Consider the following 17,831-nt stretch of genomic DNA (forward strand, 5'->3'; position numbering starts at 1 on the left):
CTTAACCTCCAGCGATAAGCTGTTGCCATTGGGGATAAATCCGCTCTGGGATGAACTGTTGCGCCCGCTCCAGCGAGCGCAGGGAAAAACGTTGACGCAATTCACCGTCGTCGATCAGCGCCAACGTACGTCGGCTGAAGGCCTCGATATCGCCCTCCGCCACCAGATAGCCATTGCCCTCGTCATCGATCAGCTCAGCTGGCCCGGTCTGGCAGTCAAACGCCACCAGCGGCAGGCCGAAGCTCATGGCTTCAATCAACACCATCGGCAGCCCCTCGTAACGCGAGGTCATTAACAGCATTGCCGCCTGGCGATAATGGCCGGCAATGTCCGCGGTCGCCGGCAGCAACTTCACCTGTTCAGCCAACCCGGCGGCGTCAATCTGCTGCTGTAACGCCGCCCGATCCGGGCCATCACCGACGATATGCAGTTGCCAGCCCGCCGTTTGCCGTGCCACCCGTTGCCAGGCGGCTATCAGGCGATCAAACCCTTTCTGATGGCATAGCCGACCGACCGCCAGCGCCACCGGCTGTTGCAACTTCGTCTGCGGCGATTGCACCGGGAAGGGGGAGACGTTTTCGATAACCAGACATTTGCGTTCCGGTACCCAGCGGCTGATGGTGGCCAGATCTTTTTGGGTCAGCAGTACCGTGCGGTCGCCCAACCGATAAACCAGCACCTTCAGCCATTTCATCGGCCAGGCGTATTGATGGAAACTGACGTGCTCACTCAGCAACAGGCGGCTGTGCGGACACAGTAAACGCAGGTAGGGCACCATCAGCGACGAGAGTTTTCCCATCGAAACGGTGATAATCACGTCATAACGGCCGCGCCGCAGAAACCACGCCAGCCGCCAGGGCCACAGCAGCGTTCTGCCGGGCATAAAGCGCAGGGTCACCGCGGCGTCCAGCGGGTAAAATGCCCGGTCGCCGCTGATCGACACCAGTTCCACCTGATGCCCCAAACGCGTAGCCAACGCATTGGCCAGGCTGCTGGCGACCCGTTCGGTACCGCCTTTTTCGGCGATGTTCTCAATCACGATTGCTACTTTTCGTTGCTGCATGTCATCTCCGAAATCCCTCACGGGCGCTGCGTAACAGACGTCCCCCCAACGGAAACAGCCCTAGCCTGGCCAGGCAGTCGCCGTACAGTTTGATCGCCCTGAACTTGCTGCTCAGAGCCTGGCGTTCCGTGCGCGATGAGTAATAGTTGAAAGCCTGCAGGTTCTCGCTGTACAGCGAGGCCAGCAGGTGTTTGCAGGCAAACCCGCTGATGTAACGGCCACTGGCATTCAGGTAGGCATCAATAAACTGTTCGCTGTCGTCGAGGTTCATCCGGCAACGATCCGTATCGGCATCACCGCAGCGGATGAACACCCCTAGCCCTTCGTCAAAGGCCACTTTAGCCCCCAGATTGGTGGCATTGACCAAAAACCCCCAGTCCTGGTACTTGTAGAGGAACTCCGGGAATAAAAACCGTCGGTCATCTTTTTTACGCAGACTGATGGTGGAGGTGCGAATATCCCCCATGTCGAGAAATAAAAAATCCGCCCCTGCCGCCCCCTCCTTGTAATCAAATCGATAGCTGCGAATATTTTTGTCACTCACCGTGGCGTAATTACCAAAAATAATGTCCAGCCGGGTGTCCTGATGGCGTTCCAGGCGGCGGATAATATAGTTGGTACTAAAGGAGTCCTCCGGTTCCAGAAAGAAAACCACTTCCGCGCGCGCCAAACGAAAACCGGTATTACAGGAAACCGCCGTATTACTGCGAACTTTATTTTCATGTAACCGTGCCCGGCGATTGGCGGCCAATAAGCCGCGCATATTATCCAGCTCTGATTGGTCGGAAGCATTATCAACCACGATAATTTCATAATCGAACCCCAGGCAGGCATTAGTCATCCTGACTAATGTGGCGGCCAAACTGGCTGAGTTATTAAAAACGGGCATGACAATCGATAAGTCCATTTATTACCTCAACAATATATTATCATTTGGCAAAACAGCATTATTGCCAACGGAATAGTTTGTTATCCCAGAATATCCTTGTCCGGTTATTACCCCCCGTCCTGACGCGGGTAAAACCCGCGCAGCCTACCGGTTATTCAACTACTCCTGGAAATAACCTCCCCACTCCTGTTCAATGGTTTCTGGCGTCAGCCTTTGCAGGCCGGCCCCCGGGGTGAATGTCAGCTCGCCAAAATAGATACGTTGCTGCACCTGATAAAAATCAACACGTACATAAGAGAATTGCTCGGCGACCTGGTGTGCCAACGCCAGCATCAGCTCCAGCCGGCAGGGTTTATCCATCGGCACTTCGCTGTTGGGCACGCCCAGGCGGATTTCGGTACGGTTCCAGTCGGCGTCAAAAAAGTCACGCCGGTGATCAATAAAACGCTGATAATCAATCTGGATGAAAAACCGCACTTCACCGCCGCGATTAAAGCAGTGGACCTTGATGTCATTCGGCGTTTTGCCGTCTTCCAGCAACATTTTTTCCACCATTACACAGGGCGGAATATCCTTATAATGGCGCTCGCGGTAAACCTGATAAAAATTCTGCCGCAGCCAACTGTTGGTCAGGACTCTTAGCTCATTAAAACTGGTCTGGCTCTTATCAAAAACCAGTTTGTTATAGCCACTGCCATGGTTGGCTTTAATAACGAATGCATCAGGCAATGCCTCATATATTTCCTCAGTCAGTTCTTTTCCCTGTGCGTAAAGTTCAATCAGGTACTCTTCCCCCCACAGTTTTTTAATATACTCCCGCACCTGATATTTATCGGATAATTGCGTGTACATTGCCAGGGGATAGACTTTTCTACGCATCAGTTTTTCGCTATACCCCACCGGTCTGGCCAAATGCGGCATCTTGCGGAAAAATAATGCGTACTTTAACTGATGATATAGTGCATCGGGTATATTACGGTAAAAACCCTCCACCAGATTATTTAGCATAAAGTTCTCGCACCTTCCCTATTAGTTGAGGTAAACAACGGTAGCAGGTCACCTGCAGCCGGGTAATTTGTCCTCTTCTGAAAAAACCATTAAGTACAAAAAATGAAATAAACTCGGTGATCAGCGTTGCAACCGCAGCGCCCGCAATGCCGTAACGCGGGATCAACACCAGATTCATCAATACATTGGCCAAGGCGGCCAGCGGCATTTTTATCGCGATAAACCGGTAGCCGCCGAACAGCACAATCGCCCGATAAGAGACGGTGCCCATCACCGAGAACAACGAAGTCACCGAACACAGCGCCAGGATAGTGGCGGTTTCACGGTAGCTGTCGCCAAACATCAGCGCCACTATTGGCCCGGGAAACAGTGAAAGCAGCAAAATCACCGGCATCGAAAGCAGCAGCACCACCAGATACAGCAGCCGGATACGCCCTTCCTGTTCGAGCAAAGTGCGGGCATTCGCCACTCCGGGCATCATTGAGGTGATCAGCGCAATCGGCACAAAGATCCAGCCCTGACTCAGGGTGATGGCGGCGCTGTACAACCCGACGCTATGTTCCCCCAGATAGTTACCGATCATGATTTGATCGATACGGGTGTAGATGACAATCGACAGGCCCGAAACCGCCAGTGGCAACCCTACTTTCAGCAGGTAACGTCCGTAACGCCGTTGATGACGCCTGGCGATCGGCCGCATGCCCACTTGCTCACGGCGAAACAGCAGCCAGCGCACCGCGTAGGGGATCAGGCTGCTCAGCACATAGGGCACGGCAAACCACTCCAGCGGCAGTTTGGCATGCACCAGCGCCAGCCGAACCACGATCGACAGTAACAGCGCCAAATTGTTGATCAGCGTGTTCAACTTAGATTTCAGCAGGGCGTCGTAATAAATCTTATAAACGTCCTGCACCGAGAAATAGGCGCTGAACAGCATCAACGCCATCATGATCTGACTGGTACGATCCTGCGTCAGCAACGCCCAGGCCATCAGAGGTATGGCGATCAACGCGAACAGTTGCCGCCGCAGGCGCATCGAGGCCAGCATCAGCCGGATGCCGCTGTGCCGGTGCCGGGCGACACGGTTAAACAACACCGCGTCGGCCCCCAGCTGCACCAGCGGTACGGCAATGGCGATCACCGACAGCAGGTAGTTAATCAGCCCGTATTGCGCCGGCCCCAGGTAGCGCGCCACGTACACCGAAACAAAAATGCCTGACAGGCTCAGCGATACCCGTTCCAACATCAACCACAGGGAGTTCATCAGCATCGCTTTCATGCGGTTACTGAACCTTTTCCTGGTGACTGGGGTAAGCAAAAGCATAGTAACCGGCATCGGTGGCGGTTTTTTTCACCATGCCGTTAAGGATCACCCCTTTAATCGTCACGCCGTTCTGCTCGAAGCGACGGATACTGGTTTCAATCTGTCTGACGGTGTTGACCTCAAAACGCACCACCATCAGCGCCGTACCGGCATGATGGCCAACGATGGCGGCGTCGGTTACCGCCAGTACCGGCGGCGTGTCGATCAGCACCAGATCGTAATTTTGCCCCGCCCAGCGCAGGAAGTCGGCAAAGCGCTGATGCATCAGCAGTTCAGACGGATTCGGTGGCACCTGGCCGCGCGGCACAAAGTCCAGATTGACGATATCGGTTTTCTTCACCGCCTGGTCGGGTGCGATCAGCCCGGACAGCATGTCTGAAAGACCGGCCTTGGCGCTGTTGTTCAACCAGCGGTGCAAAAAGCCTTTGCGCATATCGGCGTCGATCAACAACACACGCTGACCGGCCTGAGCGATCACCACCGCGAGGTTGGTACTGGTAAAGCTTTTGCCGCTGGCGGGGCTGGCGCCCGAGACCATCAGAATGTTGTTTTTGGCCTCCATCATGGCGAAGTGCAGGCTGGTGCGCAGGCTGCGGATCGCCTCAACGGATAAATCTTCCGGTTCCTCCTGCGCCAATATCGGCAGTTTGCCGCTGCCGTGTTTAGTCAACAGTTGCTGCTGAGCGCGGTTGCGTTTTTGCTGCCATGGCGACAGCGGCACCGTGGCGTACACGCTGATACCGCGTTTTTCCAGCGTATCGGTGTCACCAATGCCGCGATGAAGCGCGGCGCGCAACACCACCACCGAGGCTGACAGCACGCCCCCCATCAACAGAGCGAACAAAACAATCATCGCCTTTTGCGGCTGCACCGGGCGCAGACCGGTTTCCGCCTCATCGATAATGCGGATGTTGCCCACCGTGCCGGCCTTGCTGATGCTCAACTCCTGCTGTTTGTTCATCAGTTGCATATAGACCTGCTGGTCCACTTGCACGTCGCGGGTTAAGCGCAGAATTTCCTGCTGGGTTTTCGGCAGGCTTTGTACCTGCTTGCCAAGGCGGGCTTTTTCCGCTTCCAGCGTGGCGCGTTTTTCCAACAGCGCCCGATAGGCCGGATGCACGCGGGTATAAAGCTTGGAGATTTCCGCCTCTTTGAAGGTCAGCTCATTCAACTGGCCTTCAAGCTGAACCTGGGTATCCAGCACCGATTTGGCCTCGAGTGACAAATCCACCGAGTCGTTTTGCTGACGGAACTGATTAAGCTGATTTTCGGCGTTGTTGAGCGAGCTCTGAGTACGAGGTAACTGCTCGTGCAGGAAGGCCAGCATGCGCTGCGCCTCCTCGGTTTTGCGATCCACGTTCTGTTGCAGGTAGTTATCGGTGATGCTTTTGAGCACCGCCTCTGCACGCTGCGGATCCTCCCCCGCCAGGCTGAAGGTCATGATGCCGCTTTCCTTGCCGCCGGGGGCAACGTCAAGCATATTGCGCAGGTCATCCACCGCTTTCTGGCGCGGCACGTTAACTATAGTGAAAGTCGTGCCCGGCAAGGCCTCCAGCGCGGTCACATTCATTGCCCAACCGCCCTGCTGCAGGGCTTGCCCCACGCTGCCGCTGAACAATTTTTTGCCGTCATGGCTCAGGCTATAACGCTGTTGATCTTCTGCGGTCAGGGTCAGTTCCTGGCCCTGCATGACCGCCGGCACCTTCATGCCGGAGATGTTCAACAGCGGCGGCGTTTCACCGCTCAGGCGGGCAATGCCCTTGCCAAGCAGCGGGAAGTAATCCGGGCTGATACGCACAGTCAGACCAAGATCGTCGACGGTTTTGCCAATCACGTAGCGCGATTTCGCCAGCGAAACCTCGTCCTGAGTCGCCGAGTTCTGCCCGATGGAGCCGCCAATAGAGCTGTCCAGCGTTTCACGCAGCAATGAATCGCCCGAGAGCTGCTTTTCCACCTGTACCAGGGCCGTAGCCTGATAGATTGGCGTCGCCATCAGTGCATAAGCGCAGCCCAGAATACCGGCGACGCCGGTCACCAGCAGAATGCGCCAGCGGTTATCCCACAGCGGGCCAATCAGGCGCTCCCACTCCAGTTTGTCGTCCTGTTCAGCCATCACAATCGGCAATGCGTTGTTCTTCATCATCAGTATTCCTTAAGTCACCGTTACGGGTTTACCAATTACGGACCCGCAACGTGGCCTCGCTAAGGTCGTTAAAGCTGGAAATGGTCGGTGCCAACTGGCTGATCAAACGGTTCCAGCGCGCGATCGGCGCCGCAGTGACGTACACCACGTCGTAAGGTTCCAACTGGAATTCGGTGCCCATCGCCAGCGCGGAGGCATCGGACAGGTCAAACTGGTACAGCGACGCCAGCCGCTGCGGCTGTTTGCCGCCATTCGGGCGGATCACGAATACGCCGGTGGCGTCGGCCACCGTTTGGCTGATCCCTTCGGAGCTGCCCAGTGCCTCGGTCAGCGTCATTCCGCTGCGGTCCATTTTCAGCGTCGACTGCTTGCCGACCTCACCCATCACAAAGACTTTCAGTTCGTCGTTACGTGGCACATACAGGATGTCTCCCGGCTCCAGCAGGTGGTTCTGGCTGATATCGCCGCGCTGCATCAGCGCCTGCAGGGAAATCGGCTGCTCTTTGCCCTGATGCGTCAGCACCACGTTGCGCCAGTCGGCGTTATCGGTCAGACCACCGGCGGCATTGATCGCATCAAGAATGGTCAGCGGCACGTTGGTCACCGCCTGCTGCCCGGAGGTTTTCACTTCGCCGGTCACATAGACTTTTTGCGAGCGGAAGGCGGCAATGCTGACGTCGACCTGTGGACTTTCCACATAGGTCGCCAACCGGCCGGCGATCTGGTTGCGCACTTCGCTGACGGTTTTACCTGCTACCTTCACCCGGCCAATGTAGGGGTAGAAGATTGAACCGTCGGCATGCACCCAGTTGCCGGTGTCGCTGGCGCTGCGGTACTGCCCCGCCGGGGTGGTCAATTCGGGGTGATCCCAGACGGTAACGTTAAGCACATCGCCGATACCAATACGGTACTGATAACTTTGCAGACGCTGGTCCAGCGCCAGATTTGGCCGCGCCACCGGCTCTACCCGGCGCATTTTCTGCAGTAGCAGCGGCGTAACGCGATACACCTGGACCTGCTTGTTCAAATCGAAGTCTTCGTCCTGCTGAGTCACGACGTCTTTGCCATGGGTCGGCAGGTGCGACCCCGGAAAGGCAGTGCAACCGCTGAGCAAAACGCTGGACAGCACCAGTGGCATCCAATGAGGAAAATGAAGGTTCATAACGGTACCGTGAGAAAACGGGCCACCATTGCGGCCCGTCAGATGAATGACAAAGTTGTCTTTAAGAACTGAGATACCCGGGCCTAGCGCACCGAGGGGCGCTCCGGCGGACAAGCCGCTACGACCCCTTCGGCACGCTCTCCCTAATAACGGGCTTGGTCAGAGCCACGTTGGGGATTAACGATCGGCGGTGGGATTATCAGTAAAAATGCTTGCCTGGCGCGGTTCGCGCAACAGGGCAAAATAACCGAAGAAACAAAATACAAAGGCCAGCAGCATCAGGTGGTCCGGTGTCTGCAGCACTTCACTACAGATGCCGACACAGGCCAGAGTGACCGCCAACATGCAGCTCATCCCCAGCGCCTGGCGCGCATTGAGACCGCGGCGCATCAGAATGTGATGCAGGTGATCGCGTCCTGCCTTGAAAGGGCTCTGGCGACGCATTAAACGGCGTACCATCACGGTCACCATATCCATCAGCGGGATGGCGATTAACCACAGTGCGGTCACCGGTCGTATGACCGCGTCCGCACCCTGGGTGGCGACAATCAGCAACCACAACACGCTGAAACCAATCACCATGCTGCCGGCATCACCCATGAAAATCTTGTTGCGCGCACCGAATACGCTGAGGTTGAACAGCAGGTAGGCCACCAGGGCCGCTATCAGGCTCAGGCACCACAAGGCCTGAGCCTCATGCCCGGCCAGCCCGAACAAAATGGCCAACGCCATAAAGGTGACACAGGACAGTGCGCCAAGCTGGCCGTCGATCCCGTCAACCATGTTATAGGCGTTGATCGCCCCCCATACCGCCAACGGGGTGATCAGCAACGCCGCATAACCCAGCAACAGCTCCTGGTGGCCCCACAGGAACCCCAATGAAGAGAGTTGCATCCCTGCCGCCAGCATCATCGCCAGCGCGATCCCTCCCTGCACAATGACGCGCGGCGCCACCGGCAGATCAAAACGGTCATCAAGCACCCCCAGCATCACTAATGCGGTGACGCACAACAAATAGGTGGTACTGTGCGGCAACCAGTCCGGTTGCCAGAAAGTCACCAGCGTCATGATCAGGTAGATAGCAATGCCACCGACCAGCGGTACATGCCCCTGATGGCGCTTACGGGCATTGGGTTTATCCACTAACCCCACCGCCAGCGCAGCGCGGCGGGCAATAACTACCAGCATCAGCGCCAAAATAAATATCACACTCAGTTGATATAACATGGTTCCTCCAGCGAATAAGCACGCTACCGCCCTTGAGTTACAGCTCCCAATGCGCTATTAACAAAAACAAAATTGATATTGCCAGGATATAAGTCAGCATGAGTTAATCCTGTTAATTACAGATTTATCCGGTTGTCATCGACGAAAAATAAACAGCCCTGGTTTTAGAAAAAGTTATCTCTAGGAAAACTCGTGTTTAATTGTTTTTTCGATTGCCAAATTAAGATCGACCGGCGCCACGAAATCATTTTGCACATTGCTTTTAAATTGCGTTCTGGCGCAGAATTTTTGCACTCGCACGCGGCTAATTGGGAATTTACGGTGACTTATTTTGCTCACCACATCCAATGCCGTTGCGCCACAGAGGCCAAATAAATAGGGAATGCGAATAGTCTTATTACTTTTTCCTAATGAAGAAGAAATAACGTCGACCAGTTGATTCATGGTGAAGTCGGGCTTATCAACATAATTGCTGACCTGGTAGGTTGCCTGCTGATCCAGCGCATGCTCCAGTCTGGCGGCAATATTTTCCACGTAAGCCATAGACTTCATATTATTACCGCTGCCAATCATCACGAATCGGCCGCTGGCGATTTGCCGGAACAGGTTATAGACGTTGCCACGATTATTTTCACCAAACACCACCGTTGGGCGGATGATGGTTAATTTGTTGCCAGCATCGGCTTTGCGCCAGGCTTCGTAAACATACTCGGCCTCCAGCTTGGATTTGCCATAATGGTTAAAGGGTTCAAAAAGCCCTTCCTCACCGGTTTCCTGAGTCACGAAACCGTATACCGCCACTGAGGAGGTAAAGATAATTTGTTGGATATTCAGCGCCGAGGCCGTCATGCAAACATTGCGCGCACCATCAACGTTAACCTGATAATACAGTGAGACAGGATCGACGTTATCCTGGTGCTCGGCCGCAAGATTAATCACGGCGTCACAACCCGCCAGCGCCTGCCGCAGGGTTTCGGGCTGGGTTACATCGCCAAACTGATAGAGTTCAGGAAAATGCTCACTCTGCTTTTTATCCACGATGGTCAACAGCAGGTCGTTACGCGCACTCAGACGTTTAACCAAACGCGTCCCGATAAAGCCGGAACCCCCGATGATAGCTACTTTACGCTTATCCATAATTTGTCACTCAATCCGGTTTCCCATTATTCCCTACCGCACCATGAGGCAGGACGCTAATTGGCGTTAGAACATGGAAACCAGACTGGACAAAACAGAGCGGGCTTTCAAATAACAAATAATGAAATAAAAATATTAGCCGAATGTAAAATTATCGACAAAGGTGAAATATCATCTGGTGCTAATTTTTAACATCGTAAGCAACTTGATATTCCATGGTTTTACCCGGCAATATAAGATTAATCTTACCCACCCCCTGTGCGTCTGAAGTATCGTATTTCACCGGCTGTTTAAACTTCCCCTGCTTGGGGTCAACGCACTCAATGGTCGCCTGCTCCAGGTTTTCACCCTGATACAGACAAAGCAGGCTTTGCGGCCCCTTGGCCAAAGGATTATTCAGCGTCAGAGTGAGTACCACGCGGGTATTGTTTTGAATATCATTGATAATTGGCGGACGAGTTTGGTTCCCCAGTACATATGAAAAATGTGAAATAACCAGCAATGACACGAATACCGACAGGTATTTCACCACGCGAATGGCAGGAACTGAGAAAAAACCCGCTGAGGCCGAAGCTTTGTTTCTTATTGCCGTATTTTTAAGCGCTGCGGGCGTGACAGACGAAGAAACCGGAGCAACCACTTCCTCCGGCCGTTCTATTTCCTCAGTAATAATTTCATCATCTTTATTGTCACTTTCAGAAAGTTCCGCTTGAATATCTTTATTGGCATCGCTTTCGATATTCCATATTTCATCGGCGACGTATTCATCCTCTTCAGAAATAAAGTGAAAAACCGCCTTGTTTTCCACCTTATAGCCCAGGCGAGGAATGGTTCTGATAAGTGTATGCTCAGCATCCCCTATTTTTTGACGAATAGATTTAATCGTTTGATTTATCGTTGAATCTGAACAATAAGTTCCTTTCCATATGTTTTCTATAATTTCCGTACGGCTAACCAGTTCTGGGGATCTGGCGACAAGAAGTGAAAGTATCTGATACTCCTTCCAACGTAGGCGAAACTTTTCCCTGGACGGTGTCAGAACATCTAGATTCCTAATCTTTATTCTTTTATCAAGATTCACTTTTAATTTCCTTAGCGTGCCTGTCCTGCACACTTTGTATAGAAATATGAAAAAATGTTCAAGAAATTAAATGTAAACTCAACAGGTTGCATTCATCAGATATTTATTTTTATAAAAATTTGCTGATTTCATTTTTTACATCCCTCCTCAAATGGAGGTTATGATTGTTTGAATGTCATTATTTCCCTGTTGGCAACATGGTTTCTCATCATGCTTACCGGCAATAAAATACAGCCAACACACTGTTTTTAAATAAAAATATAATTATGTTATCAGTTTGTTAGCTAAGTGAAATTGTGAAATCCTACCCTGCCCTTGAAGAATATCACCTGTTTTTCCACCTAATCCGATTGCCAGATAGCCTACAAAAAGCCTGTCAAAACAGAATGAGAGTTGTCTGATTTAATCCTTCACAGGGCACCAGGTTAAAATATAGCACCAAATTACAAAGGACTATTGTTAACTTGATGGGATGATTCTCGAATAACGGAAAAAACAAAATTATTACCATGCTATGGGTCATTCACAGTGTTTTATTTTAGTAAGAAATTCGACTGAAAAATGAAAAATAACCAACAGAAAAAAAACCGTCTATCTAAAGTGAAAAACGCAATTTGAGAGAGATGCCTATACCCTATAGCTTTCAAGTTGCAGCTAGGCGGCCAACTCGCTCATCCCCAGGCGCTTACTCAAGTAAGTAACTGGGGTGAGCGAGTGCAGATAACAACGCTGCAACTTGAAAGATGACGGGTATATAAACAAAGGGAAAAATGGTGAGCGGTAATAAGAATATTACCTAGAGCGACAGGGATTTCACTGAGGGAGTAAAACTTCACATGGCAAAGAAGGGAAATAGCTCCTCCCCTGCCGGGGAGGAACTGGGGATATGTGAACTATTTTTTACGGCCGTAGACGACCCAGGTGACCAGCACACAGACCACGTAGAACACCAGGAAGATTTTCATCGCCCCTGCCGGTGAGCCAGTCAACGCCAGGGAAGTGCCAAAGGCTTTTGGGATAAAGAAGCCGCCTGCGGCCCCGATCGCCGAGATGAAGCCCAGGGCGGCCGCGGAATCGGTAACCGCTTCGCGTTGAGCGCTTTCGTCACTGCCGCCGCTGGCCTTAACCCGATCTACGGTAATTTTACGGAAGATCACGGCAATCATCTGGAAGGTGGAACCACTGCCCAATCCCGCAGTGAGGAACAGCAGCATAAAGACGCTATAAAATGCGATAAACGAGCCCGTATGCCCTGCTCCCGGTAAAGTCAGGAACAGCAAGGCAGCAAACACGGCCATCAGCACAAAGTTAATCAGCGTGACGCGAATGCCGCCGAAGCGATCCGACAGCGCCCCGCCCACCGGCCGTGCCAGAGCGCCGAGGAACGGACCGAAGAAGGCATAATGCAAAATCACCACGTCCGGGAACTGAGTTTTGGACAGCATGGCAAAACCGGCGGAAAAACCGATAAAGGAACCAAAGGTGGCGAGGTACAGCAGGCTCAACACCCACAGGTGACCGCGTTTGAGTACCGGCAGTTGCTGACGGAGCGACGCTTTGGAGGCCGCCAGATCGTTCATACCGAACCAGGCCGCCAGCGTACCGACCAGCAAGAAAGGTACCCAAATCCAGGCGGCGTTCTCCAGCCACAGTGAGCTGCCATCAGCCTGTACCTGACCGGTACCACCAAAGGCGCCAAAGATGGCAACAGAGATGGCCAGTGGAGCCACCAACTGCATCACGCTAACGCCCAGGTTGCCCAGGCCGCCATTCAGACCCAGCGCACCGCCCTGTCTGGCCTTTGGAAAGAAGAAGCTGATATTGGCCATGCTGGAGGCAAAGTTGGCCCCGGCAAAACCACACAGTAAAGAGATAATCACAAACACGCTATATGGCGTGGTCGCGTCCTGCACCGCAAACCCCAGCCACAGGCAGGGTACCAGCAGCAGGCAGGTGCTGATCGCCGTCCAGCGACGGCCGCCGAACATCGGGATCACAAAGGAATAAGGCACACGCAGGATAGCGCCAGAAACGGAAGGTAACGCGGTGAGCATAAACAGCTGATCGGTGGTGAAATTAAAGCCAACCTTATTCAAATTGACCGCCACCGCGCTAAACAGCATCCAGACGCAGAAAGCCAATAGCAGGCAAGGAATGGAAATCCACAGGTTGCGGTTGGCGATACGTTGGCCGCGTTGTTGCCAGAATGCGGCATCCTCAGGCTGCCAGTCCTGAATAACCGCGCCTGTTTGTTTTGATAATGACGTTGCAGATTGCGACATAAAAACCTCAGACACAGGATGATAACTTCGCCCACCCTAGGCGGCGGCCCCTACGGCAAAGTTGATGTAAATCAACCCGGATGCAGGTAGCCAACCGCCCGAAAAGCCCCGCCATCCCTTTATGAGTAACTCTCCGCATAGATTTAAAACATTGAAAATCAATCTATTGGCTATTACTCAACGCCATTGGCAGCGGCTGGCAAGGCAGACGGGAAACTAGTGGGTACTTCGTTAGAGGTATGGGGTTATCGCCGGGTATGATGAAAAATAACGCGGAATCGTTACCACACCCGCTGATGCCACCTGCGCTTGTCCTCTGGTTACCAGCCGTATCTTGCTCTGCCTTCGGGGGCCAAAAACCTATGAAACGCCTGTTAGCACCACTTTCCATCGTGAATCAGGTGGCCGTCCTGATGTTGCTGCTGGGGATACTGGGCGTGGCCGGTATGAGCATTTCAGCCTGGATGTCACAAAGCATTCAGGGCAACGCGCATGCCATCAACAAAGCCGGTTCGCTGCGAATGCAAAGTTATCGCCTGCTGGCTCAGGTGCCGCTGAATTCACACAGCGAAGCACTGATCCGTGAGCTGGATCAGGACGCCAACAGTCCCGATCTTCAGCGTTCAGTGACGCAAGAGCAACTGACCGAACAGTTTCAGGCGCTGAATAATTACTGGCAAGAAACCCTGCTGCCAAGGTTGCGGTCAGCCCGGCAACCGGCGGAGGCAACCCCGCAGGTGGTACATTTCGTCTCCCTGCTCGATACGCTGGTCTCGGATATTGACCACCATACCGAGCGGCGCCTGCTGACGGTGACGCTGGTACAGGCGGTGTTTATCGCGCTGACGCTGCTGCTGCTGGTGGGGACTATCTGTTACCTGCGCCGTCGTCTGCTGCATCCGTGGCGTCAATTGGTGGCGATGGCGCTGTCAGCGGGTCGCGGCGATTTCAGCCGCCGTTTTGCCCAGCGTGGCCATCAGGATGAAATGGCCTCACTCGGCGGCGCGTTGAACACCATGTCCGACGAATTGGCTACCATGTACAACGGGCTGGAGCAGCGGGTGGCAGAAAAAACCGCCGATCTGCAGCAAAAGAATCAGGTGCTGGGCTTTTTGTATCACGCCAGCCGTCAGTTGCATGCCAACGAACCATTGTGCAGCCGCCTGACACCGATCCTCAATCAGTTGCAAACCCTGACGCCACTGCGCGCCATCCAGGTACGCCTGTACGAAAACAACAGTCAGGAACAGTTTGTACAGCTGTGCGGCAACCAGCCGTTGCGGCCGGAATATTGCAATAATCCGGTGTGCAGCGCCTGCCTGAGCGACGACAATCAGCAACATGCCGATCATCCTTCGCTGAGCTGGAGCCTGAGTGACAAACTGGGAGATTACGGGGTGATCGTTGCGCAACATGCGCCACAACGCCCGCTGAATGACGAAGATCGGCAGTTGATGAGTACCCTGGTCGAACAGTTGACCAGCGTGCTGGCGATTGAACGCCAGGTGGATCATCAACAGCAGTTGATGCTGATGGAAGAACGCGCGGCGATAGCCCGTGAGTTGCATGACTCTATTGCCCAATCATTATCGTGCCTGAAGATGCAAACCAGTTGCCTGCAAATGCAGGGGGCCGAACTTTCACCCGCCAACCTGGCGCTGGTACAACAGATGCGCGAAGAGTTAAACATCGCCTACCGCCAGTTGCGTGAACTCTTGACCACCTTCCGCCTGCGGCTGACAGAGCCAGGACTGCTGGCAGCCTTGCAGTCGACGGTGCAGGAGTTTAGCCAACGGCTCGGCATTTCCATCCAGCTCGACTATCAGTTAACGCCGCGTACGGTGCCCGCTTATCAGGCTATCCACCTGCTGCAAATTGCCCGCGAAGCGTTAAGCAACATCAACAAACATGCTCAGGCCAGCCAGGTGAGCATTCAGGTAGTCAATCAACGAGGCGAGGTCACACTGAGCGTCTGCGATAACGGCTGCGGATTGCCGCCAGACACCGATCGCCCCGATCACTACGGCCTGATAATTATGCGCGATCGCGCCAAAAGCCTGCACGGCCGCTGCGAGATTTTACCCCGCAGCGGCGGCGGCACTGAGGTCCGGGTGGTATTTAAACCGGACAACCACGCCATCGACTAATGGGAGAAACCATGACCACCGAAACTGCCGCCACTATTTTATTGATTGATGACCACCCGATGCTGCGCAATGGCGTAAAACAGCTCATCGGCATGGACTCCCGCCTGCAGGTGATCGCTGAAGCCGGCAACGGCGAACAGGGTGTCGCACTGGCCGAAGAGCATGATCCGGATCTGATCCTGCTTGATCTGAACATGCCGGGCATCAATGGCCTGGAGACGCTGGATCGCCTGCGCATGACTGCGCTCTCTGGGCGCATTGTGGTGTTTAGCGTGTCTAATCACGAGGATGACGTAGTCAGCGCGCTAAAACGCGGTGCCGACGGCTATCTGCTGAAGGATATGGAGCCAGAGGAGTTGCTGAAAGCCCTGCATCAGGCGGCGGCCGGTCAGATGGTGTTAAGCGAGGCGTTGACACCGATCCTGGCGGCCAGCCTGCGTGAGAACCGCCCCAGTGCCGAGCGCGATATCCAGCAGTTGACGCCACGTGAGCGTGACATTCTCAAACTGATCGCCCAGGGTCTGCCGAACAAGATGATCGCCCGTAAGCTGACCATCACCGAAAGCACCGTCAAGGTGCACGTCAAACACCTGTTGAAAAAAATGAAGCTGAAATCGCGCGTTGAAGCCGCCGTCTGGGTACTGCAGGGAAAAAACGGTTAATCACTGCCGTTCAACGGCCCGGTTTCTGCCGGGATAGTCGGTGGTTGCAGTACTTTTGCCGGTGGCAGCCCCTGCTCTATTTCAGATGAAACGGTCAAAGGCGGCGTCACCTGCAGTTGGATCCAGTTAGAGGTCACCAATTGCTGTTTGTCATCTTCCAGCGTCACCGACAGGTGGTAGCGGTTGGCGGCATCCGGTGAGTCATCCCATTGCGGCACAATCAGGCTCCAGCCATGTGGATCGTTACCGTTTTGCGACGGCGTCAGGCTTAGTGCCTGCGTATCTCCCTGCCAACTGACCCGGGTAATTTTGTTGGTGGTTTTGATTTCCAGCACCAGCGGCAAGGTTTCTCCCGGTTGCAGGCGCCATGGCGGCGTGGCCAGGAACACTTGCAGCGTTTTACGCTGTTTAAACGCCATCACCGGCACATTTTTCCGTTCGATGTTGTCATAACGACTGCCACGCAGCGACTTGGCCTGAGCAACATATTCCGGCGAAATCTGCTTCACCAGCGGCACACCAAGCCGATAATTTAACGCCAGCTCGACCTGATCCTGACTTACCCCGCCTTCTCCCATCTTGTGCAACGCTTTCACCGTCACCAGGGGTACCGGGGTGTAATTCACCCCCAGTTGCATGGCACGCGGGTCATTTTGCTTTTTGCCGCTGCCAAACAGATCGACGTTCTCACCCCAGTACTGTTCATAGCTGAGCGAGCCGCCAATCTGGCGATAAAACGGCAGGTAGCCCTGAGTGGTGATGTCATATCCGCTCGCCGGACGGCTGAGGAACTGGGCGTTATCCCTCTGTTGCGCCAGCGCCGACAGCGGGTAGTAATAGTTGGCGGAAAAACGCAGGAAATCTCCCCAGGCTTCGGCCCCCAGGCTGGCACGGTTATGATGGCGCTCGAAATCGCTGTCGAGCACCGTGTTATACCCCAACAGCCAATCGCCGGCGACCCAACGCTGGCCGAGGCCAAAATTACCCAGCGAACCCTCGGTTTGCTGCAACAGGCCGAGTTGGCTATAGGTCAGCAAGCCGTTAACGTCATACAGCGGGCTGAACAACTGACCGCTACTGCCGGAAAAATCCCCCTGGTCGGACATCACCAGCGACAGTTTGGCGTTACCCAACGGTGAAAGCAGTTCCTGGGCCTGCTGTTGCAGCACGCTGCTGGCCTGACCGACCGCATAGCTCTCGGCACGGGTACGCACCTGTTGGCTCGAAACGTTATTCAGGTTACGTTCGCCCAGCTGTTTGGCCATGGTGGCCCACTCTTTTTCACGCTCGGCGTCATTGGAAGCATTGCCGCCCAGTTCCGGCAAATCGTTGGCCGGTTGCTGAACAACCGAGTCCGGTGCGGGTGGCGATTCGGCGTAGGCGGGCAACGCGCCGCATAGCCACGCCAACCCCATCGCCGGTAAACACCCCGTGGCAAAAGGCACAACTTTTTTCAATCGGTAACGCGCTTTATGAATAACGTCTGTCATTGCACAGTCGCCACCCCTTGATCCAGAGGGTTGGCAAATAAACCCTTTCTTGCTGCCATCACTCCAGACGACAGACCACCCAAACTTTGCGCAGTCTGGCATTTTGCCCCTAACGGGCAGTTGCGAGCCAAACTGCATCATGAACCCTAAAGTCTAATGGCTTTATCATCAGAAACAATCGGATAAACCTCATTTAATTTAGTGACAACGTCACAT

Annotated in this window: 13 protein-coding genes; 2 read left to right on the top strand and 11 right to left on the bottom strand. The window is 53.9% G+C overall.

The window, feature by feature from the left end; all coding sequences use genetic code 11:
- Position 1: 1 nt before the first annotated feature.
- The 10 genes from ACSOSI_RS15355 to ACSOSI_RS15400 form a co-directional block, all read right to left on the bottom strand.
- Positions 2 to 1,063: a glycosyltransferase family 4 protein gene (locus tag ACSOSI_RS15355; protein ID WP_261098125.1), complete on the bottom strand. Its 1,062-nt coding sequence runs from the start codon at positions 1,061 to 1,063 to the stop codon at positions 2 to 4.
- A gap of 1 nt (position 1,064) precedes the next feature.
- Entirely contained in the window at positions 1,065 to 1,970 is a 906-nt protein-coding gene (locus ACSOSI_RS15360) for a glycosyltransferase family 2 protein (RefSeq protein ID WP_012145613.1), read from the bottom strand.
- A gap of 141 nt (positions 1,971 to 2,111) precedes the next feature.
- Positions 2,112 to 2,960, bottom strand: coding sequence for an ATP-grasp fold amidoligase family protein (locus ACSOSI_RS15365; RefSeq protein WP_476705722.1), 849 nt, complete (start codon positions 2,958 to 2,960; stop codon positions 2,112 to 2,114).
- On the bottom strand, positions 2,950 to 4,239 hold the full coding sequence (locus tag ACSOSI_RS15370; RefSeq protein ID WP_012145615.1) for a flippase: 1,290 nt from the start codon (positions 4,237 to 4,239) through the stop codon (positions 2,950 to 2,952). The genes ACSOSI_RS15365 and ACSOSI_RS15370 overlap by 11 nt, the downstream gene beginning before the upstream one ends.
- 4 nt (positions 4,240 to 4,243) lie before the next feature.
- Positions 4,244 to 6,427 (bottom strand): polysaccharide biosynthesis tyrosine autokinase, encoded by a 2,184-nt coding sequence (locus ACSOSI_RS15375; RefSeq protein ID WP_476705723.1) that lies wholly within the window; start codon positions 6,425 to 6,427, stop codon positions 4,244 to 4,246.
- A 28-nt stretch (positions 6,428 to 6,455) separates the two neighbouring features.
- Positions 6,456 to 7,589, bottom strand: a complete 1,134-nt coding sequence (locus tag ACSOSI_RS15380; RefSeq protein ID WP_126501747.1) for a polysaccharide export protein — start codon at positions 7,587 to 7,589, stop codon at positions 6,456 to 6,458.
- Between the two features lie 177 nt (positions 7,590 to 7,766).
- Positions 7,767 to 8,816 carry a UDP-N-acetylglucosamine--undecaprenyl-phosphate N-acetylglucosaminephosphotransferase gene (wecA, locus tag ACSOSI_RS15385; protein WP_012145618.1) on the bottom strand — a complete coding sequence of 350 codons (1,050 nt, stop codon included), beginning with the start codon at positions 8,814 to 8,816 and terminating at the stop codon, positions 7,767 to 7,769.
- Between the two features lie 180 nt (positions 8,817 to 8,996).
- Entirely contained in the window at positions 8,997 to 9,953 is a 957-nt protein-coding gene (locus tag ACSOSI_RS15390) for an NAD-dependent epimerase/dehydratase family protein (protein ID WP_012145619.1), read from the bottom strand.
- A 181-nt stretch (positions 9,954 to 10,134) separates the two neighbouring features.
- Positions 10,135 to 11,034, bottom strand: a complete 900-nt coding sequence (locus ACSOSI_RS15395) for a transcriptional regulator (RefSeq protein WP_012145620.1) — start codon at positions 11,032 to 11,034, stop codon at positions 10,135 to 10,137.
- An 893-nt stretch (positions 11,035 to 11,927) separates the two neighbouring features.
- Positions 11,928 to 13,316 carry a NarK family nitrate/nitrite MFS transporter gene (locus tag ACSOSI_RS15400; protein ID WP_112364060.1) on the bottom strand — a complete coding sequence of 463 codons (1,389 nt, stop codon included), beginning with the start codon at positions 13,314 to 13,316 and terminating at the stop codon, positions 11,928 to 11,930.
- A gap of 362 nt (positions 13,317 to 13,678) precedes the next feature.
- Between ACSOSI_RS15400 and narX the strand changes: the two genes are divergently transcribed.
- A complete protein-coding gene (gene narX, locus ACSOSI_RS15405) occupies positions 13,679 to 15,463 on the top strand; it encodes a nitrate/nitrite two-component system sensor histidine kinase NarX (RefSeq protein WP_259189687.1) in 1,785 nt (594 codons plus the stop codon).
- A gap of 11 nt (positions 15,464 to 15,474) precedes the next feature.
- A complete protein-coding gene (gene narL, locus ACSOSI_RS15410; protein ID WP_012145623.1) occupies positions 15,475 to 16,125 on the top strand; it encodes a two-component system response regulator NarL in 651 nt (216 codons plus the stop codon).
- Here the strand turns inward: narL and ACSOSI_RS15415 are convergent.
- A complete protein-coding gene (locus ACSOSI_RS15415) occupies positions 16,122 to 17,615 on the bottom strand; it encodes a YchO/YchP family invasin (protein ID WP_112364062.1) in 1,494 nt (497 codons plus the stop codon). The genes narL and ACSOSI_RS15415 overlap by 4 nt on opposite strands.
- Positions 17,616 to 17,831: the final 216 nt, after the last annotated feature.

Source organism: Serratia sp. AR11, assembly GCF_056376275.1.